The organism is Syntrophobacter fumaroxidans MPOB (genome assembly GCF_000014965.1).
GTDB classification, from domain to species: domain Bacteria; phylum Desulfobacterota; class Syntrophobacteria; order Syntrophobacterales; family Syntrophobacteraceae; genus Syntrophobacter; species Syntrophobacter fumaroxidans.
On sequence record NC_008554.1, the window covers coordinates 1,537,706 to 1,558,331 of the forward strand.

A 20,626-nucleotide genomic window follows, 5' to 3' on the forward strand; every position below is an offset into this window, starting at 1 on the left:
TTATCGTGCGGCCTTTCGGGGGCCGTGGGATTTACGGGGCGCCACACCAATCACCGGGGTTGATCGCTTGAACATCGACATCGTCCAGCTCAGAGGCCAGGTCCAGGCGAACTGCGACATCTCCGACGCCAATTACGCCGGGGTGTTTTCCTTATGCGGCCTCCTGCTGCGGTTGCGGGACCTGCACAAGTGGGAACGCGGCATGGCCCCCTGGGAGGAACCGGAACCGCACGTTCTCCTGGAATGGGTCGACGCGCGGGAAACCTACTGGGAAGAAATCGCGTCCCGGAGCCTTCAGCCGATTTCGATGGCGGGAGCGGTCTTCGACCCTTTTGAAATGGATTCGATCAACGGCCTGCTTCGCCCTCACGGCCTCGTTTACGGGGCCGGGTATGCCGTCGGCATGAAACCGACCTTCTTTCTGGCGGAGGTGAAGGATTCCACAGTTATCGGCACAATGACGATCGATCGCATCGAGAAGGAATTGGCCAGGGACATCTTCATGACCCCGGCCATGCGGCGAGGCGGACAAATTTTCGCGCGGCAATTGCCCATGCTCTTTTTTCTCTGGGACCAGATACTGGAGTCGCGGCCGTCGGCCAGGGAACCGCTCGCCTACGCGCTTGCCGAATACGGCCTGGAACCGGAGACGATGCGGCGCAACGCCGGGACTCAGGGGCCCCGCTTGAAGGAAGTGGCCGAGGCCGAGCTCGACACCTGGGTTTACCACGAAGTGGGAGAAGTCTGCGAAAAGGGTTTTGAAGGGGAAATCTGGCACGAAATCGTCGCGACCTACACCAACAGCCCCGTGGAAATCTTCGCGCGGGTGGTCAAGGACCTGTTGGCGGATACCCATGCGCAGGGGCTGCTGGGCCATATCATCCGGCGGCGCAAGAAATCCTCACTGGGTTTTTACCTGGCGTTCATGCGCCCTTTCATGCGGGCCGTCTTTCCTGAATTCCGCCCGGCTTTCGACCGTTTCAAGACGAACACCGACTGGTCTCAGATCGAAGACGTCCGCAAGGCCGGGCATGACAAGGCCCATCGGCTCGCCCATGCGCTCATCCGCCTCCATCGGTCCGGCGCCGGCGGCAATACGGAAGCAGTGCGGGATCGCATCGTCTCCGAGCTGATCGAACCCCTCGGCATCAAGGGCGCGTTGCGCGAAGGCGAACAGGACGACGATTGATGAAAGACGCACGCGGCCTTTTTGCACCGGCACGGGATGGATTGCATGAAGCCATTTCTCGTTGAGATGCTCGTTTGCCCGAGCTGCCTCCCGGAGGAGGTCGGCCTGTGCCTCACAACGGTGGAAGCCGACGACGAAGAGGTGATCCGCGGCTCCCTTGCGTGCCCGTCCTGCCGGGAAATCTTCCCCATCGCCGAGGGTACGGCGGTGATCCTGCCGACCGGCGAACCGGACGATCCGTCGCGGACCGGCTATGAATCTTCCCGCGCCTTGTCCGCCTATCTCTGGAGCCACTACGCCGATCTCTTCGGCGATGCGGAAGCTTGCACCGCTTATCGTGAATGGGCGTCCCTGATCCCGCCGACGGAGGGTGTTTTTTTGGATGCGGGCTGCGCGGTGGGCCGGTTCAGCTTTGAAATGAGCCAGAAGAGTCATTTCGTGATCGGCATCGACAACTCGAAAAGCTTCATTCATACAGCCAGGAAGCTCCTGAAGAACCGGAGCATCGATTTTGGCCTTGTCCTCGAAGGAGAGTTGCGCGAAAATCGGCGCTTCGAGCTTCCCGGCGCCTGGAATACCGACAGGGTTGAATTCCTGGTCGCCGACGCCCAGGCTTTGCCTTTCCGGTCGGAGACGTTTTCCTGCCTTTCGTCTCTGAACCTGGTGGACAAGGTCCCCAGGCCGCTCGTCCATTTGCTCGAACTCGGCAGGGTGGCCCGATCGTCGGGTTCCCGGCTGCTTTTCACCGATCCGTTTTCCTGGTCCACGGAAGCCGCCGCCCGGGAACACTGGCTGGGAGGCCTGCCCGGAGGGGTGTTTTCGGGGAGAGGCATCGACAACGTCACGTCGATCCTCAAGGGGGAGCGCGGGGGGCTTCGCCCGCCCTGGACGATCGAGGGCCAGGGCAGCGTCTGGTGGAAGATCCGCAACCATTGCAACCACTTCGAACTGATCCGCAGCCGGTACGTTACGGCCGTGCGCCCTCCGATTCCGCTCGCACCCGCGACCGGTTGAAATGGAGCCTTATGACGGCGCATTCATGCCATGGAGGTGACATTGATTGATCTCGACCATTTGTCCGAACTGGCAGTCACGGCCGGCGAGGCCATTCTCGAAATCTACGGCACGGAATTCAGCGTTGAATCCAAGGAAGACAAGTCCCCTTTGACCCTGGCGGACAAGCGTTCCCACCGGATCATCGTGGATGCCCTCCGTTCGCGGTATCCCGATATTCCGGTACTGTCCGAGGAAGGCAGGGAAGTTCCGTACGCGGTCCGCAGGGAATGGAGCCGGTTCTGGCTGGTGGATCCGCTCGACGGCACAAAGGAGTTCGTGAAACGAAACGGCGAGTTCACCGTGAACATTGCCTTGATAGACGGAGTCAACCCCGTCGTCGGCGTGATCCTTGTGCCGGTCCTGAAGCGGCTTTTCCTCGCCGATGTCGGCCGGGGGTGCTGGGAAATCGTCGAAGGTCGCAGGCGTCCCCTCCGCATCCCTGCCGTCCCCGACGGAACGGTGCGCATCGTGGAAAGCCGCTCGCATCCGTCTCCCGGTTTGGAGCCCATTCTAAAACTCCTTCCGGCCCATGAAATCGTGTCCAGGGGGAGTGCCTTGAAATTCTGCTCGGTCGCTGCCGGTGAAGCCGACTTCTATCCGCGCTTCGGCCCGACGTGGGAATGGGACACGGCAGCGGGACAGGCCATCGTGACCGCCGCCGGTGGAACGGTGATCGACTTCAAGGGAAAGCCGTTCGTCTACAACAAGGAAAATCTCGTCAACGGGCCGTTTCTCGCGATCCCCAGCCTGCATTGGGCCCGGGCGACCGGAATCCTCGAGGCCGTGTCGCGGTTCGATTCGGCGAAGTGACGCGCGTTCCGCAACGGTGAGGGCCGAAGCGTCCGGAAGGACCCGTCCGGAATCCCAAGGCCCCCTGCCCGGCTTTCGTGAACGACGCGCGCCCGGCTGGAGCCTCATCCCGACGATCCCGCTCGTCCGCTTCGGACGCGCGCCCGGCCGCGGAGGCATTCCATGCGTGCCGTCCCGGCGCACTGGATGACGGCGGGTTGTTCATCCCTGTGCCCGGCCGGGCCGCCGCCTTGATGAAGGCCCCTCCGAAGGCGTGCCGATGCGCTCGGCGCCCGGCCGTTGTGCCTGATCCCGATTTTTCGGTTATAACGCAATTGGATTTGAGATGTGACGGTTTGCAACGCTGCCGCTCCGCGCGAGGTTCAGCATGAAAACGTACGCCATCGGGGACATCCACGGCATGATCCACAAACTGGAAAAGCTCCTCGATATCCTGCAGCCCACGCATGACGATACTCTCCTTTTCATTGGCGACTACATCGACCGCGGTCCCGACCCCAAGGCCGTCATCGACCTGTTGCTCCGTCTTATCGCAGACGGTTATCGCGTTCTTCCCCTGAAGGGAAATCATGAAGAGATGCTGCTCGATTACCTGGCCGGCCGGGAAGACGGCGTTATGTGGTTGTATAACGGCGGCCGGGCGACTCTCAGGAGTTATGCAACCGACCAGGGACGGGTTGTCTTCCCGCGTGAACATCTCGATTTCCTCGGCGACCTCCTCTTGTTTCACGAAACGGAATCCCATTTCTTCGTCCACGCCGGGCTCCTTCCGAACCGCAACCTGGAAAATCCCGATAGAAACGCCTGCCTATGGATCCGCGAACCGTTCCTGAGCTCCACTTACGACTGGGGCAAGAAGATCGTGTTCGGGCACACTCCGCAACGCGACGGCCCCCTGGTGCAGCCGAACAAGATCGGGATCGACACCGGTGCGGTCTTCGGCGGGCAATTGACCTGCCTTTGTCTGCCGGACGAGACTTTCGTGTCGGTATGAGGGAGCGGGCCGGAAGGAGGCGGGTTACCCGCAACAGTCAGGCCGTCGCCTGAGCGCGGGACACGCTCCGGGAAAGGGCGCGGAGGATGCGTCGCAAAGCCATGCGATTGCCGTATGGTGGACGCGTGCGCTGACCGGGCGCAAGTATTGCGGTCACGTGTCGTGTTTGCGGGTGTTTTGTGATAGAAATAATCCCGTTCACAGGCTGCCGCTGTCAGAAGTGTTTTGCCGGAGCCGGGATTCCTTTCCCGGTCTTCTGCGCGTCAAATGCTTTCACAAGGGGGCCGGCATGGATTGGGACCGCTATTTCCTGGAGATTGCCACGGCCGTGGCAAACAACAGCAAATGCCTCTCGCGCAAGATCGGCGCTCTGCTGGTCCGCGACAAATCCATCATCAGCACGGGGTACAACGGGCCGCCCAGAGGCGTTCCGCACTGCAACCGGCGTTACGTCATCGATCCGAGTGTGAGCGCCATCATGCCGACTCACATGATGGGCAAAGAAATGGATCTATGCCCGCGCAAAGCTTTGGGCTACAAGTCGGGAGAAGGACTGCACCTGTGCATCGCATCGCATGCCGAAGTGAACTGCATCAACAACGCGGCGAGGAACGGAATATGCACCCTCGGCAGCACCCTGTACCTTTCTTCTGCGTTCCTGCCCTGCAAGAACTGCCTTTGCGAGATCATCAACGCCGGAATCAAGGAAATCGTCGTTCGGGAGATTCAGCCATACGACCCGACCAGCCTGTTTATCCTGGAGCACAGCGACCTGTCCATCAGGACGTACAAGCTCGGCTGAATCCATGGGAAGGGTTCCAGGCGTGACACACCTTTGAACGAAGACGATGAGGCGGCGCGGCGCGCGTATTCCGAACGCCGTGGATGCAGCAGTTCCTGGCGAGGCGGGACTTCGATGGCAATACACGATGCAGGGCAACGGAACAACCCATCGAAAGTGCGGGTCGCCGCGGCACATGGAAAACCGCCAAACGACCCTTCCCAAGATACGGACACCTATGCGCAAGGGGAGTGTCATCCATGAAACGAAGCGTCTCCATCATGGCGATTCTTGTCGCGGTTCTTCCGGGTGCCGCCGGTGCCGCGAGCTTCGACTGCGGCAAGGCTTTCACCCTCGTCGAAAAGACCGTCTGTTCCGACCGGGAGCTCTCCGGCCTCGACGACTCCATGCAGCAGGCCTATGACAAGGCATTGGCCGTCGTTCCGGACCCCGGGCCGTTGAGAAGGGAGCAAAGACAATGGCTCAAGTCGGAGCGCGATGCCTGTCGGGACGTGCGCTGTCTGAAAAGCCGGTACGAAAAACGATTGGGACAACTGAATTCCCTCCTCGCCGCCGGGCAGGCCCCTCCCGCCGCCGGTGCTTCCGCCGCCCCGGGAACCGCCGTGCGGGAGAAAAAACTCACGAGGGAGACGCAAACCCTGTCTATCGATCTGTCCTGGCCTGAAATCCACTCCGATGAGTATCCACAGGCCGCGGCCGCCCTCACGAAACGGATCCAGGCCGATATCGACAAGGCCCATAGGGAATTCTTGAAGGAAACGGCCGAGGTGAAGCCGCCCGATATCGGAGGGGAGAGAATAAAGAACGGATTGTCCGCGGCCTACAGGCTCACGTACAATGTGCGAGGGATCGTCAGTCTGTATACGGACATCTACACCTTCACGGGGGGCGCTCACGGCAGCACCGTCAGGACCGGGTACACGTTCGATCTCAAGAGCGGCAGGGACCGAGCCCTTGGGGATTTCCTGGGGCCGGACTGGCAATCCGTCGCGAAAAGCGCGATCGTTCCGCAAATTAATGCCCGGTCCGAAGACTTCTTCGATGAATCGAGGCAGGGCCGGTTTGAGATCGATCCCGCTCAGTTCTACCTGACACCCAGGGGCGTGGTCGTGTTCTTCCAGCAGTACGAAATCGCCCCGTACTCCTCGGGCATCCCCGAATTCACCGTCGCGATCGAGCAGCCCTAGGAGTGCGTGGAAAAGACGCGTGGAAACCCTTCTTCGCCATTCCCGCGCAGCCTGAAACCCGGAGGGTGGAATTTGATAGGCTGTGCCGTCGGTTATGCCGGACAACCTCTCCGGGCCGTCGGAAAGACCGCCCTCCGGGGAGGTGACCACGTGGCTTCCTTGACGGGTGAATGCAGACATGGGCGGCTCGAATTCCGGGTCGGCCGCGGATAACGGACTGTCAACACGGCGACCGCGCCGCCGATTCTATTCCTCTATCCGACGGCCTGCCCATCGGCCAGGGTAACTTGCCGCCGGGCGCAACGAAACAATGGAGGCATGTCATGAAACCGAAGTCCCTGATAGTGCTGTCGGCAATCCTGCTGCTTCTCGAGGCGGGAGCGCTTCCCGCCCAGAACAAACCTTCCCGCACGCCGCATGTGCCCCCTTCGGACATGACGCCATGCACCGAAGTGGACACGAAGGGAATCAGCGTGCCGCCCGATTTCACCATCGGCTACCATTCCGGTCCCAGCCATGCCAACTGGCCCGGACGGCGGGTTCATGTCACGGTCGATGCAAGCGGGGTGGTCAAGTACTTCGTCGGCAGCGCGTCCGGAACGAAGGGCAAGCCTCCCGAGATTCCACTGAAGCAGCGCAAGATCTCCAAAGACCAGGTGAAGCGAATCTACGCACAGGTCATCGCCTGCGGTTTTTTTGAGCTGAACCGCGGCTACAGCAATCCGCGGATCAGGGACGGCGGCTACCGCACCCTCTCGGTCACCGCGGACGCCAAGACGCACAATGTCGGCGTGCATCATTTCCACGTGCATCGTTTCAGCTCGATCGTCGACACCCTCGGCAAAGCAACAGGGCTCCAACTTTACTGAACGAGGCGGATTGCATCTTCGTGACGGCGGGGGAATGTCCGGGCGCGGACGGCCCCCAAACCGCATTGACGATTTCACGGGCTTCCGTGTCGGAAGCGAGCCTGCCCCGTCACCCGCGTCGCAGCCACAGACGGTATCCGGGCATACGGCATTCCGGGTTTTTCATCGACCGGGCGGTGATTCCCGCATCAAAAAAACCCAAGGGGGGCGTCGAGCTCCGTGTTATAATATAAAGAAAGGCGCTGTTCGCGCAAATCGCCACACCCGCTGCATTCAGACATTTCCGGCTCGGCAACGAACGATCGGAACCGATTCTTCACGTTCAGCCCTGCATTCCATGCTCAATTCCGGTTGGAAAGCCGTCTCATCAACACCCGTCCCGTCAGGGTTGCGGACAACTGCCCTTCAACGGCCCAAAGCAGGTATTCCGGCAAGAAGCAAAGGAGTGCAATCATGAGCAAGGCAAAACGCTTGATGCCGACTATTTTGTGCCTGATTCTCTCCCTGCCGGCCATGACAGCAACCGGTTGGACCGCGTGCGATCAGGTGAGCTACTACTGTGACGTGGGCGATGCGGTTCGGGCCGGGTCGGGCAACGTGGATAAGAGCGGGGTCTATGGCTACAACCTCGGTCACGGCTGGGGGGTTTTCGGCCGAACCACCAGCGGCGCCAGTTCCATGCAGGCCGGCGTCGGAGGCGAGAACCTCGGTGGAGGAGCGGGGGTCTGGGGTCACAGCGCAACGGGCACCGGGGTTTCCGGGAACGGTTCGGTGGGTGTGTATGGATACAGTCCTGAAGCCGACGGTGTGGGAGTGCTGGGGGCCGGTAGTGTCGGCGTCCGGGGCTCGAGTATCAACGGACCGGGCGTGCACGGCCTCACCAGCAAAGGCGCCGGTGTCTTCGCCGCCAGTGAATACGGCAATGCCGGGGGATTCCAGATCACCGAGGCAGCCAACAAAAGCGCCGTAATCCGGGCTGAAACCTCTGGGACCGGCCCGGGGGGGCATTTCAAGATATTGAATGCCTCGAGTTTCGGCAGCGCCTTGTGGGGCGTCAACTATGGTAAAGGCCGGGCCGGTTTTTTCGAGATAAAGAAGGCCGACAATCCGGCAGCCGCCGTCAGGGCAGTCACGGCAGGCACTGGTTGGGCGGGAAGCTTTGCCGCCACCAACCCCGCGGGCCGCGGAGTGTATATCAAGACCGAGGGCGGTCAGGGGCTCACGGTAGTGGGGGGCACCAAGAGCGCCGCGGTGCCGACCTCCCGGGGAACGCGGGCACTGTATGCCGAAGAGGCCAGCGAAGTCTTCTTCACCGACTATGGCTTCGGCAGACTCGAAAACGGTCGAATATTCATCCCCATCGATCCCCTGTTTGCGGAAACGGTGAATCTGCAGCTGGACTACTTTGTCTTTTTGCAGCCCTACGCCAAGGCGGAACTGTACGTGAGCAGGACTACCCCGGAGGGCTTTGAGGTCAGCCTGAACACAGGCGATCCCGGTGCAAAATTCGCCTACCGGATCGTTGCCAAGCGCAAAGGCTTCGAAACGGCACGCCTCGAGGATGCCTCAAGCCAGCCCGAGAGTGACTCCGCCCTCAATGCGAGTGAACCGGATAGCGAGAGCACGAATATGAGTGTCAGCATGAACCGGTGACGGATCGCCGGACCCGGCCGTGGCGGTGCCGCCGCCGCGACCGGAGGAAACGGACGAAAGACGGAACCGGCTGCTCATCGTGAGACAATCTCAGTGCCGGTAAATACCGCTGCAAATGATGACGCCGAACGTCAGCTCGAAATACAGGACCTTGGTTTGCTCGGTCCTGGTCAAGGGGTCTCCCCATTTGTATTCCACCCAGCCGGAACCTTCAGCGTTGGCGGTGTCCACAATTTCCTTGACAAATTGCCTGCCGTCGGCGTCGAGGATGTGATAGAAATTCTTCCCGATATATCTGCTGTTTACCCCGTGAGCGAGCATCACGCCGGCAGGGTCCAGCACAAAAATATACTGCTCGCCTCTGACAAATCGTCCGCGCGGGTTCGAGAATTCGGCAAGAGCGGCCGCCGTGCCGTTGGCCCTGATAAATGCGGCAGACTGCTCCACAAAACGCCTGGCGTCATCGGGCACCAGTTCGTCCCCCCGCTCTTCCGCTTCCGTCTCCATCCTCGAGTCTCCGGGGGGAAAAACATCCGCGGGAGCGGCGGGATACGCATCCTCATTGTGCGGGTGTTCCGGCATGACGCAGGCGGGGCTGTCCCCGTAAACCCCGCTGCAGATGATAACGCCGTGGGTTTTTTCAAAGTACACGATTTTCGGCCGTTCCGTCCTGGTTACGGGGTCGAGCCACTTGTATTCCACCCAGCCGCAACCTTCGGCGTTGGCGGTATCGACGATCTCCTTATTGAAGCTCTTGCCGTCACAATCCGTGACGTAATAGAAATCCTGGCCAACAAAGGTTTCGTTGATCGGGTGGGCAACCATGACCCCGGTGGAATCCAACACGTAGATATACTGGTCGCTTTTGACAAAGCGCCCGCGTTGGCTGGAGAATTCAGCCAAGGCAATCGCTTTGGGCATCCTTTTGTAAAAGGCCACTCCCTCCTCCACCAGGCGCCTCGCCCTATCCAGGAGCGGCTTGATATCGAGCTCTCTCATGAGTTCCCCTTTTCGGATTCGGGCAGGGAGCAGGGCGGTTCACACAGGAATCCCTCTCTGCTTCCGGTTGGAATGGAGCTTTTCCAAGGGGCCTCCGACTCTCATCGGGGAACCCGGCTCCTGAACAATCGCGTCGAATTCCGGCAGCACGCGGGAAAAAACCCGAGAAAACCCCCTCTTCGCCGCTCCCGCAAGCGGCCGGAAGCTGCGGGTCACGACAAATCGTGAAATTCTGTCGAAACCCGGCGTCTTTTGATGCAACCGGCCATTGAGCTTCAATGCATACAACGATGCATGAAAATCATCAACCGCGTTTCCGCGCAGACCGGAATCCAACAGGGTTGTTCAGGCCCTCCGGGCCACCGCCGCCGGGAGACGAGCGAGATGAAAGGTGCAACGGGCTTCTAGTCTATGCGGCAAACAAGGTTGAGCCCTGGCTCGAATCGCTCGGGACCTCTTGTCACCGGCTTTCCAACTTCCCGCGCAATGGTGCGAAGCATTCCCTTGAAAAGTATCCGATGAGCGCCGTACAGACTGTACCAGTAGGCAAGACCGAGAAAACCCTTGGGGAGAAAGCGCGCCACCTGCTGGAGCTCGCATTCGTTCCGACCGAGCGGGCAAATTCTGAACTCCAGGATGGCCTCGCCGGGGAGCTTCATCTCCGAGAGCAAAAGCAGCCGGAAAGGGGCGGAGACTTCGAGCACTCTCCAGAAGTCCAGGGCATCGCCGACGTAGAGGTTCCTTGGGTCCCGCCTTCCGCGCAGGAGACTGGTTCCGCCGAACAGCTTGTCCAGCCATCCGCGGATTCTCCAGAGCGGCCCGCCATAGTACCACCCGGTTCGCCCTCCGATCCTGACGATGTGTTCCCAGATCTCCCCGGGCGATGCCTCGATCCGTATCCTGTAGGCGCAAGCCAGGACGGTTCCGCCGGCGTATGGCTCATCCCCGCAGTAGGTCCATTCGGGAGGCAGAAGCCGGCCCGCATCGGTCCAGCAGGCTTCGACCCGATGACGCTCGATTTTCTCGATGGCGCGCTCGATCGCATCCCGGCACGTCATGAGATCCTGCGGGATGATCCGGCGTATGCGTTCATCCCTGCACACCACCTCGTTGAGGAGCCCTTCGGTCAGAGCCCTCCCCAGCGGGGCCGGAACGGGGGTTACGAAGGAAATCCAGAGCGCGCTCATTTGCGGGGATATGAACGAGACCGGGATGACGACCCGCTCGCGCAGGCCCGCCGCGCAGGCGTAGATCCTTATCAGGCGCTCGTAAGTGACCACCTCCGGTCCCCCGATGTCAAAGGTCTGCCCGATCGTTTCTTCCTTTTCGAGGCAGCCCACAAGGTAGTTGAGCACGTTCCTGATGCAGATGGGCTGGACGGGGGTGTGTACCCAGCGCGGCGTGAGCATGACGGGGAGCCGGTCGACAAGGTAACGCAGTATTTCGAACGAGGCGCTCCCCGACCCGAGGATCATCGCAGCCCGCAAGGTGGTGACCGGAACGGGACCGGTGCGCAGAATTCTCGCCACCTCCAGCCGGGAGCGGAGGTGCTTGCTGAGCATCGGGTCGCTCTCGTCCCCCAGCCCCCCGAGGTAAATGATGCGCTCAAGCGTTGAGCCGCCCGACGCCTCGACCATGTTCCACGCCGCAAGACGGTCCAAATCGGCAAAATCCCGATGGGACGTGCTCATGGAATGGACCAGGTAGAATGCCGCCCAGCACCCCCGCACCGCTCTCTTGAGGGACCGGACGTCCAGTACGTCCCCCCGCACCGCTTCGAGCCTCGCATGAGTGGCCCACGGCCGCGATTCCAGCTTGGACAGGGACCGGCCCATCACCCGAACCGTATACCCCAGTTCGAGCAGCTTCGGCACCAGGCGGCCCCCGATGTACCCGGTTGCGCCGATGACCAGGATAGGCCTCGTCTTTCTCGGGTCGGACATATCGTTTCTCTGCCGGTGAACGGTTTGCGCCTCAAATGACCGTGCATCAACCGGAAAGTCTGAGCATGGCTATGCCGGATTGGTTTCGGAACAAAAGAATCATATCATTTTGAACGCTTCCGGGAAATGCTGTCGGGGGTTCGTCGGGAACTGTCCGTTGAGGCCGTCCGTTACGCGCGTGCGCACGTTGGTTCGAATCCCGATAGCAATGTGGTGAAGTATAAAACCGTCCGTTGCGCGCGGGTATGCGTGCTGGTTCCCTGGCTGGCGTCTGCATGGCAGCCGGGCCCGTCCGTTACGCGCGCGCAGGCGAGCTATCGGAAGTGAAAAGTGTAGGTTTGACCCCGTAACCGCGCGCGCAGGCGTGCCCTCGGTTGACAAGCGACGTGAAATCCGGATTATAGCGTGACCCGACAACCTTTTCCGACGAAAAGACGGCGTCGAGCTCAAACCCATTTCGACGCCTTCAGTCGGATTGCCGCGGGTTGTCGTCATGCCTCGTCGTCATCCTTCGGCCCGGGCCGGAAATGGGGGTTCCAGGCCACCTCCCACAAATGCCCGTCGGGATCGGCGAAATACCCGGAATGGCCGCCCCAGAACACATCCGCGGCCGGCTTGATGAGCTTTCCACCGGCTTGGACGGCCTGACCCAGTATCTTCGCGACATCCTCTCTGCTCGACACCACATGGGCCAGCGTGATTCCTCGAAAACCGGCCCCGTTTGCATCGACGGCGGCATCTTCGGCGAGGTCGTTCCACGGGTACAATGACAGCCACGAGCCGTTCAGCATGAAAAAGGCGGCACCCCCTTCAAACGGCATGCGGGGAAAGCCGAGCCCTTCCTCATAGAACCGGACCGCTCTTGCCATGTCGGCAACACCGAGCGTGATCATGCTGATGAACGGTTTCATCACCCGCCTCCTTCGAATATGCTCCCAGGTTGAGCCGGAGCTCAAGTCACACGCTCCGGCGTGCGGTCACGCTTCTTTGTCTTTCCACGGCTTTCGTTTCAGTGCCGGGAGCCGCATCACATCTTCCACGACCCTGACGATGCCGGACATCTTCAGCCGGATGGCCGGTCGAAAGCAGGTTATCAGCTCTCGATCAGGCGCTCTCGCCGCCGCGGAGCGGATACTCGGTGCGGCGTCCCGTTGTGACAGAATCAATCGCCGCTGCTCGCTCCGGCCGTCAACTCTTCGAGGATCAACAACATGCCGAGCGCGACCGGCGCTGACAGAACATGACTGCCCTTGAAACTGACAAGGGCTTTGTCCACAGGGGTGAGAAAAGCCCTGAGCTTCTGCCACAAGCCCTTGGGCTGTCCTTCATGGCGTGCAAGGTCAGTGATCTTTCCCACGACCTCATCGCCTTCCATAAGCGCCCAATCATCCGGCCCGACGCCCAGTACCCGATCGATTAGACCTTTTCGGGGATCGACCACGCGGCAAAGCTCCCTGTCCCGGCCATCCGACAGCGTGAGGATGACTCGGTGGACCGGGTTCATCAGCTTACGCGAAAGATTCCGGTCGAACTGCACGGCGAGGGATCGATTCGGACCGGTAAGAATCCAACGGGTAGGCAGTATCTTGCGATTTGGATTCATGGTCCATGTTTCCCGGTCTTTGTCGATGATCGAGACCAGGGAGAAAGTGGCGTGCCCCAAGACATCGCAATGAGCCATAATGTCTTGGGTGTGCTCATCGACGATCTCGCGGGTGGTTCGATAGTTCTCCGCCACGCCTCCTTTACGAGAGAATTTGCGAATGCGATAGATTGCCTGATTCGTAGACTCGATCATGGTGCTGGGTTTCTCCCGCGCGTTTTCATGCGCATCCGGGGACAGACCGCTATGGTCCGTCGCGGCACGTCGACCGGGTGCAACTTTCCACAAGCACCCTCAAAAGAACCGGCCCCCGGCGACGAATATTCCAACCACGAGGGCACGCCTCACAATTCCGGCACGATGAGATATGCCGGCCATCGCCCGCCCGCCGGTCATTGCCCGCCCGCCGTCCATCGCCCGCCTGAATTCGCATATGCCAGGGGTTGCGGAAAGCCCGGGATCGCCTTCCGCGAAAGCAAAGGCCTCGCTCCACGAGGCGGGCGCATTAACCCGAATAAGCCGGCCAATAACGTATCGGCATAAAGGAGTTGCCGGCTAAAAATGACTAAAGCCCGGGAGGAACCTCCCGGGCTTTTTATCTATGGTATCACTATCAGTGACACCTCTTGGCAGTCAATGTACTCTCCGCCATTCTATAAGCTGTTGAATTTGTTTGGTCGGGACGACTGGATTCGAACCAGCGACCTCTGCGTCCCGAACGCAGCGCTCTACCAGGCTGAGCCACGTCCCGACCCGAACTTGGATGATTTAACAAAAAACCCGCTCCCTGTCCAGTTGTTTCACACCGTTTGTTTCACACCGTTCTTTCACACTGAACCCTTTCCGGAGCGGGTGCCTGCAGCCCGACTTCCTGCTTCCTTACCGGGGGAATGCATGTTCTTCACATGCGCGGGATGTTCGATATTTTCAGATCGGACGGTCGTCACCCCTTTTCGTTCCGTGTTGATTTGGAGCCCCGGATCAGTGAAAATGCAATCCGGGCCGGTGGAATCAGGCGATTCGAGGGTCTCGGTCTTCGTCTTTTGCGGATTCGGATAGCCGCTTGCCCGGGGTTACCCCCGGCCGGATCGCTCCTATATCGCCACGGGCTTGCGGAGGTTACGCGACGCAGTGGTTCGTCGTGACCGGAGCCGTGCAGGGAAGGCCAAGGGGAGTCCGGCCCTGCCCCGATCGTGGGCCCGCAAGACCGTGCCCACCTTGTGCGACCTCGCCCGTTCGCAGGTCGAAAAGCGCGTTTGCTCCAACGACTTTGAACGTGACTCCGGCGTTCCCAGAGTCCGGGACCTGGGGGCAAGGGCACGGAAGCCGGGTTTCGTCCGGGAGTCCCGCCGGAGCGGGAACGACCCACGGTTTGTAACACGCAGGACGTCTCGCGAACCTGAGTCCCCGCCTGAGCGGGAATGATGGGCCATGGCGCTGAAGACGCGCCGACGTTTTGCCGGAGCCTCCGCCAATGCGGGAATGCGGTTCACGTTTTCATGTCGCGTTGCGGGCCGTGGGCTCACGGGAATGTGCGGAGCCTGACGATCGCGGCTCCCGACACGTGCAAATCGAGGATACCGGATGATCCGAAGGGAAATCCCACGCGGTGCCGAACCCGACTCCCCCTCTGCCGAATCCGTTTCGGCCGCGGCCGAACCCGCCTCGCAAACAGCTGCCCTCGGGTCATCCACTCCCGGTTCCGACTCACCCGAAACCGGGCACGACTCAGCCGCAACTCAACCCGGATCATCCGTGGGAGATCCCAAGTCACCCACCCCGGATTCCGGCTCATCTGCGGGTAGACCCGGATCATCCGCAACCGTCCGCGAGCCGCACACTGCCGATCCCGGCTCGCCTCCAACCGAACCCGGCTCAGCCGCGTTCGACCCCGGCCCGCTCACAGCCGACGCCCAGGCGCCCGACGGCGCAGTCCCTTGCGACGACTCCCCTTCCCTGCTCTCCAAAACGGCTTCATTCCCGCATCTGCCCGGAGTCTACCTGTTCAAGGACGCCTCCGGCGCGGTGCTCTACGTCGGGAAAGCCATCGACCTGCGCAAGCGCATCGCCAGCTACTTCAAGAGCACCGGTCCGATCCCCGTGAAGACGCGCGCGCTCATGGGGAAAGCCGCGGACATGGAATACGTCGTCACCTCCAACGAGAAGGAAGCCCTGCTCCTCGAGGCGAGCCTCATCAAGAAACACCGACCGCGTTACAACGTGGTCCTGCGCGACGACAAGAACTACCCGGCGCTGCGCATCGACCCCCGCGAACCTTTCCCGCGACTCGAAGTGGTCCGCCGATTCCAGAGGGACGGGGCACTCTACTTCGGCCCATACCACTCCGCGTACGCACTCCGGGAAACCCTGCGGCTCCTGCACCAGCTCTTTCCCCTGCGTCTCTGCAAGGGAAAACGGCTGCTCGCCCGCGAACGCCCCTGCCTCAACTACTCGCTCGGCCGCTGCCTCGGGGCTTGTGCCGGGAGAGTTTCCCCGGAAGACTACCACAAGATGGTGGACGAGGTCGTCCTGTTCCTGCAGGGCAAAACGGACGTGCTCCAGCAGCAGTTGCGCCGGCGCATGGCCGACGCAGCCGAAGCCCTGAACTTCGAGCTTGCCGCCTACTACCGGGATCGCCTCCAGGGCATTGCTTCCATGCTGGAAAAGCAGCACATCGTCTCCGACCGATTTCTCAACCAGGACGTGATCGGCCTTCATGTCGGGGAAGAAGGCGCCGAACTGGCGATCCTGTTCGTGCGCAAGGGCACTCTCACCGGCCAGCGGGACTTCGATCTCCGGGACGCCCAGGGCGAGCCCATGGAGCTGCTGACCGCCTTCATTCAGCAATTCTACCGGGAAGACCGTTACATCCCCGATGAAATCGTGGTACCGGCCCCCGTCGAGGCCGAAGCGCTCCTGGAGGAGTGGCTCACCGAATTGAAAGGAAAGCGGGTCCGGGTCTGGGCCGCCAGGCGCGGAGATCGCCGCGAGCTGCTGGAAATCGCCGGGAAGAACGCCCGGGAACGGTACACCAGCCGGCGAAAGTGGCAGAAACGGGACGTCACCATGCTCCAGAACCTGCAGCGCATTCTGAAACTCCCGCGTGCCCCTCTGCGCATGGCCTGCGTGGACATCTCGAACATCCAGGGACGGCACGCGGTCGGTGCCGTGGTGGTGTTCTCCGAAGGCTCCCCGGATAAGGACTCCTACCGCCGCTACCGCATCCACGGCAAGACGGAGCCCGACGATCCCGCAATGATGGCGGAAGTGATCGAACGGCTTCTGAAGAACGATGCACCCCTGGCTGAAAGCCTGGATCTGCTCGTGCTCGACGGCGGCAAGAGCCAGCTCAACCGGATTCGCCGACTCATGGAGGAACTGGGAGCCGCCGAGGGACTTCCGCTCATTTCCATCGCCAAGGAGAAAGAAACCGACCGCGGCGAGAAGGGCCGCGGCCTCTACGAAAAGATATACCTCCCGGGACGCAAGAACCCATTATTTCTCCACCACTATCCGGACATTCTGCACCTCTTGCAGCGGCTGCGCGACGAGGCTCACCGCTTTGCCATATCCCATTACAAGAGCCTCCATCGAAACGATCTCCTGGCCTCCGCCCTGGATGCCGTTCCCGGAGTGGGTCCGAAGCGGAGCCGGCTGCTCATTCGCCATTTCGGCAGCATGAAAGCCCTGCGGGAGGCGAGCGTGGAGGATATCGCGCAGGTGCCGGGGGTCCCTCCGACCGTCGCTCGAACCATTTTCAACATTCTGCGGAGCAGCGGCGAGGAATAGACCGCCGCGCGCGGTTTTTCGCGCCCGCGATCAGGCCCGAACCTCGCGCCCCCACGCTCGCCATGATCGTCGTGAAACCCGGCGGCACATCTTTTAATACGGATTTACCTAGAAAATAGACTCCCGGGTGAGTCTGTTTTCATGCTTCGCGGGTGTCGCAGGGGGCATGGATAATTACCTAGAAAATAGATTCCCGGGTGAGTCTGTTTTCATGCTTCGCGGGTGTCGCAGGGGGCATGGATAATTGCGTTCAAAATGATACTCTAAAAGCGTGGGGGACGTATCCCCCACACCCCCTCGCCGCTTCGCGGCTCCGTGTGGCGCTGCGGCGGCCTTCGGCCAGTCGCCGACAGCGCCGAGCACTCGGCCTCACGCGCTTGCGCGTGTGGCCGAAACTTGGGGGGTGCGGGGGAATCATTCCCCCGCTCTTTTGTGCTTGAAAGATCCATCTCTTGAACGCAATTATCCATGCCCCCTGCGACACCCGCGAAGCATGAAAATAGTTTCGGCCGGGAATCTATTTTCTAGGTAACTTCGTATAATGAGCCGGGGCACGACGCCCTGTTATTCGTCGTCTTCAGGGGTGTTTTCGACCGGGATGCGTTTGAGCAGACGGGCACCGATGGTCCGCAGATCGGGATCGGGAAGCTTCTTCAGAAGGGCTTTTTCTTCGGGGGCGAGCGGACGGACGGGCGTTTTTTCGTATTTCCTGCCCCGATTGCGCCTGGTCTTCAGCTTGGCAAGCTGCACGTAAGCCGGATTCAGTACCGGGTCGGATTCGGGCACCCCGCCGACCCGAACGATCATCTCCTCGACCAAAGGCTCCCGGCGGTTCTCGTTGATCTTCTCCATCACCGCATGGCGATTCAATTCCAGGTGGTGTTTCCAGATGGAATCGAATGCGATCACGACGAGAACTTTGTCCTTGAGCGATTTGGGCCGCGAATACCTGGCCACCTGCTCCCCGACCAGTTCTCCCCAGTCGCCCAGGGGACTTGCGGAGAAAGCGGGATGGCGTTCGAGCCACCCGCGCACCACCGGCCCGATCAGATTCGCCTTGTCCCCCGGCTTCACGTGCTTTCCTCCGGGGCTTCCTTCTCTTCAGGAATGAACGAGTGCTCGATGCGCCGCAATGTGGCGTTTATTTCGTTGAAATGATGCTGCAACGCCTCCAGCATGATGACGGTGTCACTGCTCTGAAAGGGCAGTTGAGAGATGAACTGGTCGTAGAGCATGGCGTCCACGTTGGAGAGGTAGAGATCCTCGATCCGCACCAGCAGGGTCGATGCAAGCTTCAAAACGACGGCCAGCAGGATCGCCTGGATCAGGGGCACCAGGCTGTGCAGCACGTAGCCGAAAATCTCCTGTATTTCCTTCTGCCCCGTCAACGCCGGCTGGAGGTAAAGATAGAGCATCCAGCAGGTCTGGGCCAGCGCCAGAGCGGGGAGGAACCACAGAAGCCACCGGAACGGCGCCCACGAGTTGTAGAGGATTTGCCAGTCGGTTTCGACGATTCTTCGTTCCTTCTCCATCAACTCCGCGGAGGAGAGCGTGGAACGGGGCGTCTTGACAAGCATGAGCTTCAGGCGCTGGAAAGGGTGGAAAAGCAATTGCAGGGGTAGAAAGTCGACCTTGCTCCGAAGGCGCTCGGCCGGGAAAAGCCGCTCCGGGCTGGGCGGCAGCTTCGAGGTCAACGGGTTCGGCTTGGAGGCGCCCGGCCGGATGGTCCCGGTCAGCATCCTCTTGACCATGATCTCTCCGCCGAATTGAACCAGAAGCCACAGCAATCGGCCCGCCAGAAAGAGCACCGCCACACAGGCGATGTAGGTCAAAAGCCAGCCCATCGGCTCCAGCCCGATCCAACGGCACCGGGTCCAGAAGTCAGCCGATTTGAGCTCCTCGGGACGCACGGCCGGGACCGCGGGAGCCGCCTTGTCCCGGGCGCCCGAGCCGGCTCCGAGCCGTTCCGTCTGCGGAGGCGGGGACTGAAGCGATGGACTCGCCTGCGGATGGTTGGCTTCGTACCAGTCGGCCATGGAGCTCGCCAATGCAAGGCAGAGCAGAAAGAAAACGAACCAGGTAAGCCTTCGAGTCGCCTCGTACCGCCTCAGTCCATATTCCATGTTGTTTGCCTCTTCCCCATCGAGTCATGCCAAGCCGCGTACGGTCAAGTAACCTGTTTCCTCCGTCATGGACGGGACGGGCGGGGTCTATTCCCAGCCGCAGACCGGCAGGGCGGTGCGGGAGAAAAACATCTACACCATTATTCTCGTAACGTCAAAGAATTATGGCGGAATCGACGGAGCGGGCATCGCTCCGCAACCCGGCTCTTCGGTGGCCCGCCGGGAAGGCTCATCCAGCCGACGGCATCCCGGCTCGAGTCCTTCCTACCGGCTCGACTTGCGGGCGAACTCCTCCCGCGTCAGTTCCCTCGCCACGATCAGGCGCCGGATTTCACTCGTTCCCGCGCCGATTTCGTAGAGTTTCGCATCGCGCCACAGCTTCTGCACCGGGAATTCCAGGCAGTACCCATACCCGCCGTGTATCTGCACCGCCTGATCGCAAACCCACGTGGCCGTCTCGGCCGCAAACAGGATGCCGGCGGCCGCCAGCTTGGTCAATTCGGTGCCCTTCCCGCCTCGCGGAGAATTCCGGGCCACCTGGGCGGCTTTGTAAACCAGCAGCTTCGCGGCTTCGGTGCGAGCGTACATGTCGGCCAGTTTCTGCTGGATCATCTGGAAGCTCGCAATCGGCCGGCCGAACTGCTCGCGTTCCACGGAATACCGGATGGAATAGTCCAGGGCCTGTTGAGCCATGCCCAGAGACCCCCCCGCCAGCACGATGCGTTCGATGTCCAGGCCGCTGGTCACCACGTTCACTCCCTTGTTCTCCTCCCCGACCAGGTTCTCGGCCGGGACCTCGCAGTCCTCGAACACCAGTTCCCCGGTCGGCGAGCCGCGCATGCCGCATTTCTTGAGTTTTCGCGACACCTTGTAGCCAGGGAATTCCTTCTCCACGATGAAGGCGCTGATCCCCTTGGCCCCTCTTTCCGGGTCCGTCTTCGCATAAACCAACAATACGTCGGCAACCGGCCCGTTGGTGATGAACATCTTGGTCCCGTTCAAGATGTACTTGTCGCCCTTTCTCACCGCGCGAGTGCGAAGCCCCATGGCGTCCGACCCCGCGTTGGGTTCGGTCAGGCCCAGAGCGCCGATCTTCTCGCCCGCCACCATGGACGGCAAATATTTTTCCTTCAATGCTTCCGAGGCGTTCCTGTGGATGTTGTTCATGCAGAGATTGGAGTGCGTGCCGTAGGTCATGCCGAGCGCCGGGCAAATGCGGCTCATCTGTTCGACCGCCAGGGTCTGCATCAGCACGTCGCCGCCGAGGCCTCCGTATTTTTCGTCAATGGTGATCCCCAGGATCCCGATTTCCGCGCACTTCTTGAAAAAATCCGGTGGGAACCAGTCTTCGTCGTCGATTTTCTCCTGCAGCGGTCCGAGCTCGTTGACAGCCCATTTGTAAACCGTTTCCTTGATCATGCGTTGTTCATCGGTGAATTGAAAATCCATGAAGTTCCTCCGTTCGCCCTTGCACTCCAGCCACCTCGCCCATGCCGGTGGGCGCCATGATACTCGCAACGGCCCGCCGGTCACCGGCCCGCGCCGACGCCGCACAGCCCGTCCGCCGTCATTCACAATCCTTGGCCAATCATTGTCACAAAATGCGCAA

General features: G+C 61.0%; 16 protein-coding genes and 1 tRNA gene. 9 read left to right on the plus strand and 8 right to left on the minus strand.

Annotated features, from left to right (window positions below; all coding sequences use genetic code 11):
• The first annotated feature begins 67 nt into the window (after positions 1-67).
• From SFUM_RS06480 to SFUM_RS06515, 8 genes are all read left to right on the plus strand, one after another.
• The gene (locus tag SFUM_RS06480; protein ID WP_011698107.1) at positions 68-1,189 is read left to right on the plus strand and encodes an Sfum_1244 family protein; all 1,122 of its coding nucleotides are present in this window, start codon (positions 68-70) and stop codon (positions 1,187-1,189) included.
• A gap of 45 nt (positions 1,190-1,234) precedes the next feature.
• On the plus strand, positions 1,235-2,203 hold the full coding sequence (locus tag SFUM_RS06485; protein WP_011698108.1) for a class I SAM-dependent methyltransferase: 969 nt from the start codon (positions 1,235-1,237) through the stop codon (positions 2,201-2,203).
• 36 nt (positions 2,204-2,239) lie between these two features.
• A complete protein-coding gene (gene cysQ / locus SFUM_RS06490; protein WP_353743163.1) occupies positions 2,240-3,055 on the plus strand; it encodes a 3'(2'),5'-bisphosphate nucleotidase CysQ in 816 nt (271 codons plus the stop codon).
• A gap of 367 nt (positions 3,056-3,422) precedes the next feature.
• Positions 3,423-4,049, plus strand: a complete 627-nt coding sequence (locus SFUM_RS06495) for a metallophosphoesterase family protein (RefSeq protein WP_011698110.1) — start codon at positions 3,423-3,425, stop codon at positions 4,047-4,049.
• A gap of 289 nt (positions 4,050-4,338) precedes the next feature.
• Complete coding sequence (locus SFUM_RS06500; RefSeq protein ID WP_011698111.1) at positions 4,339-4,851, plus strand: deoxycytidylate deaminase; 513 nt, start codon at positions 4,339-4,341, stop codon at positions 4,849-4,851.
• Between the two features lie 239 nt (positions 4,852-5,090).
• Positions 5,091-6,038 (plus strand): PdaC/SigV domain-containing protein, encoded by a 948-nt coding sequence (locus SFUM_RS21505; protein WP_011698112.1) that lies wholly within the window; start codon positions 5,091-5,093, stop codon positions 6,036-6,038.
• A 323-nt stretch (positions 6,039-6,361) separates the two neighbouring features.
• Entirely contained in the window at positions 6,362-6,907 is a 546-nt protein-coding gene (locus SFUM_RS06510) for a hypothetical protein (RefSeq protein ID WP_011698113.1), read from the plus strand.
• A 453-nt stretch (positions 6,908-7,360) separates the two neighbouring features.
• Positions 7,361-8,560, plus strand: coding sequence for a hypothetical protein (locus SFUM_RS06515; protein ID WP_011698114.1), 1,200 nt, complete (start codon positions 7,361-7,363; stop codon positions 8,558-8,560).
• Between the two features lie 90 nt (positions 8,561-8,650).
• On the opposite strand, the gene SFUM_RS23735 is transcribed toward SFUM_RS06515, so the two are convergent.
• The 5 genes from SFUM_RS23735 to SFUM_RS06550 form a co-directional block, all read right to left on the minus strand.
• On the minus strand, positions 8,651-9,559 hold the full coding sequence (locus tag SFUM_RS23735; protein ID WP_011698115.1) for a cache domain-containing protein: 909 nt from the start codon (positions 9,557-9,559) through the stop codon (positions 8,651-8,653).
• 404 nt (positions 9,560-9,963) lie between these two features.
• The gene (locus SFUM_RS06530; protein WP_011698117.1) at positions 9,964-11,502 is read right to left on the minus strand and encodes an SDR family oxidoreductase; all 1,539 of its coding nucleotides are present in this window, start codon (positions 11,500-11,502) and stop codon (positions 9,964-9,966) included.
• 491 nt (positions 11,503-11,993) lie between these two features.
• Positions 11,994-12,413 carry a VOC family protein gene (locus SFUM_RS06535; protein ID WP_011698118.1) on the minus strand — a complete coding sequence of 140 codons (420 nt, stop codon included), beginning with the start codon at positions 12,411-12,413 and terminating at the stop codon, positions 11,994-11,996.
• 251 nt (positions 12,414-12,664) lie between these two features.
• On the minus strand, positions 12,665-13,300 hold the full coding sequence (locus SFUM_RS06545) for a hypothetical protein (protein WP_011698119.1): 636 nt from the start codon (positions 13,298-13,300) through the stop codon (positions 12,665-12,667).
• A gap of 479 nt (positions 13,301-13,779) precedes the next feature.
• Positions 13,780-13,856: transfer RNA gene (locus SFUM_RS06550), tRNA-Pro, on the minus strand.
• Positions 13,857-14,860: 1,004 nt separating this feature from the next.
• Here SFUM_RS06550 and uvrC point away from each other — a divergent pair.
• On the plus strand, positions 14,861-16,894 hold the full coding sequence (gene uvrC / locus SFUM_RS06560) for an excinuclease ABC subunit UvrC (protein ID WP_011698120.1): 2,034 nt from the start codon (positions 14,861-14,863) through the stop codon (positions 16,892-16,894).
• Between the two features lie 564 nt (positions 16,895-17,458).
• On the opposite strand, the gene SFUM_RS06565 is transcribed toward uvrC, so the two are convergent.
• The 3 genes from SFUM_RS06565 to SFUM_RS06580 all read right to left on the minus strand — a co-directional run bounded on the left by SFUM_RS06565 (position 17,459) and on the right by SFUM_RS06580 (position 20,466).
• Positions 17,459-17,968 carry a DciA family protein gene (locus tag SFUM_RS06565; protein WP_011698121.1) on the minus strand — a complete coding sequence of 170 codons (510 nt, stop codon included), beginning with the start codon at positions 17,966-17,968 and terminating at the stop codon, positions 17,459-17,461.
• Complete coding sequence (locus SFUM_RS06570; RefSeq protein ID WP_011698122.1) at positions 17,965-19,017, minus strand: hypothetical protein; 1,053 nt, start codon at positions 19,015-19,017, stop codon at positions 17,965-17,967. The genes SFUM_RS06565 and SFUM_RS06570 overlap by 4 nt, the downstream gene beginning before the upstream one ends.
• A 264-nt stretch (positions 19,018-19,281) precedes the next feature.
• Positions 19,282-20,466, minus strand: a complete 1,185-nt coding sequence (locus SFUM_RS06580) for an acyl-CoA dehydrogenase family protein (protein ID WP_011698123.1) — start codon at positions 20,464-20,466, stop codon at positions 19,282-19,284.
• Between the last annotated feature and the right edge of the window lie 160 nt (positions 20,467-20,626).

Excerpts from the sequence above, each read along its gene's own strand:
- SFUM_RS06485 (WP_011698108.1), top strand. The coding sequence starts at position 1,235 with ATGAAGCCATTTCTCGTTGAGATGCTCGTTTGCCCGAGCTGCCTCCCG.
- SFUM_RS06495 (WP_011698110.1), top strand. The coding sequence starts at position 3,423 with ATGAAAACGTACGCCATCGGGGACATCCACGGCATGATCCACAAACTG.
- SFUM_RS06500 (WP_011698111.1), top strand. The coding sequence starts at position 4,339 with ATGGATTGGGACCGCTATTTCCTGGAGATTGCCACGGCCGTGGCAAAC.
- SFUM_RS21505 (WP_011698112.1), top strand. The coding sequence starts at position 5,091 with ATGAAACGAAGCGTCTCCATCATGGCGATTCTTGTCGCGGTTCTTCCG.
- SFUM_RS06510 (WP_011698113.1), top strand. The coding sequence starts at position 6,362 with ATGAAACCGAAGTCCCTGATAGTGCTGTCGGCAATCCTGCTGCTTCTC.
- SFUM_RS06515 (WP_011698114.1), top strand. The coding sequence starts at position 7,361 with ATGAGCAAGGCAAAACGCTTGATGCCGACTATTTTGTGCCTGATTCTC.
- SFUM_RS23735 (WP_011698115.1), bottom strand. The coding sequence starts at position 9,559 with ATGAGAGAGCTCGATATCAAGCCGCTCCTGGATAGGGCGAGGCGCCTG.
- SFUM_RS06530 (WP_011698117.1), bottom strand. The coding sequence starts at position 11,502 with ATGTCCGACCCGAGAAAGACGAGGCCTATCCTGGTCATCGGCGCAACC.
- SFUM_RS06535 (WP_011698118.1), bottom strand. The coding sequence starts at position 12,413 with ATGAAACCGTTCATCAGCATGATCACGCTCGGTGTTGCCGACATGGCA.
- SFUM_RS06545 (WP_011698119.1), bottom strand. The coding sequence starts at position 13,300 with ATGATCGAGTCTACGAATCAGGCAATCTATCGCATTCGCAAATTCTCT.
- SFUM_RS06570 (WP_011698122.1), bottom strand. The coding sequence starts at position 19,017 with ATGGAATATGGACTGAGGCGGTACGAGGCGACTCGAAGGCTTACCTGG.
- SFUM_RS06580 (WP_011698123.1), bottom strand. The coding sequence starts at position 20,466 with ATGGATTTTCAATTCACCGATGAACAACGCATGATCAAGGAAACGGTT.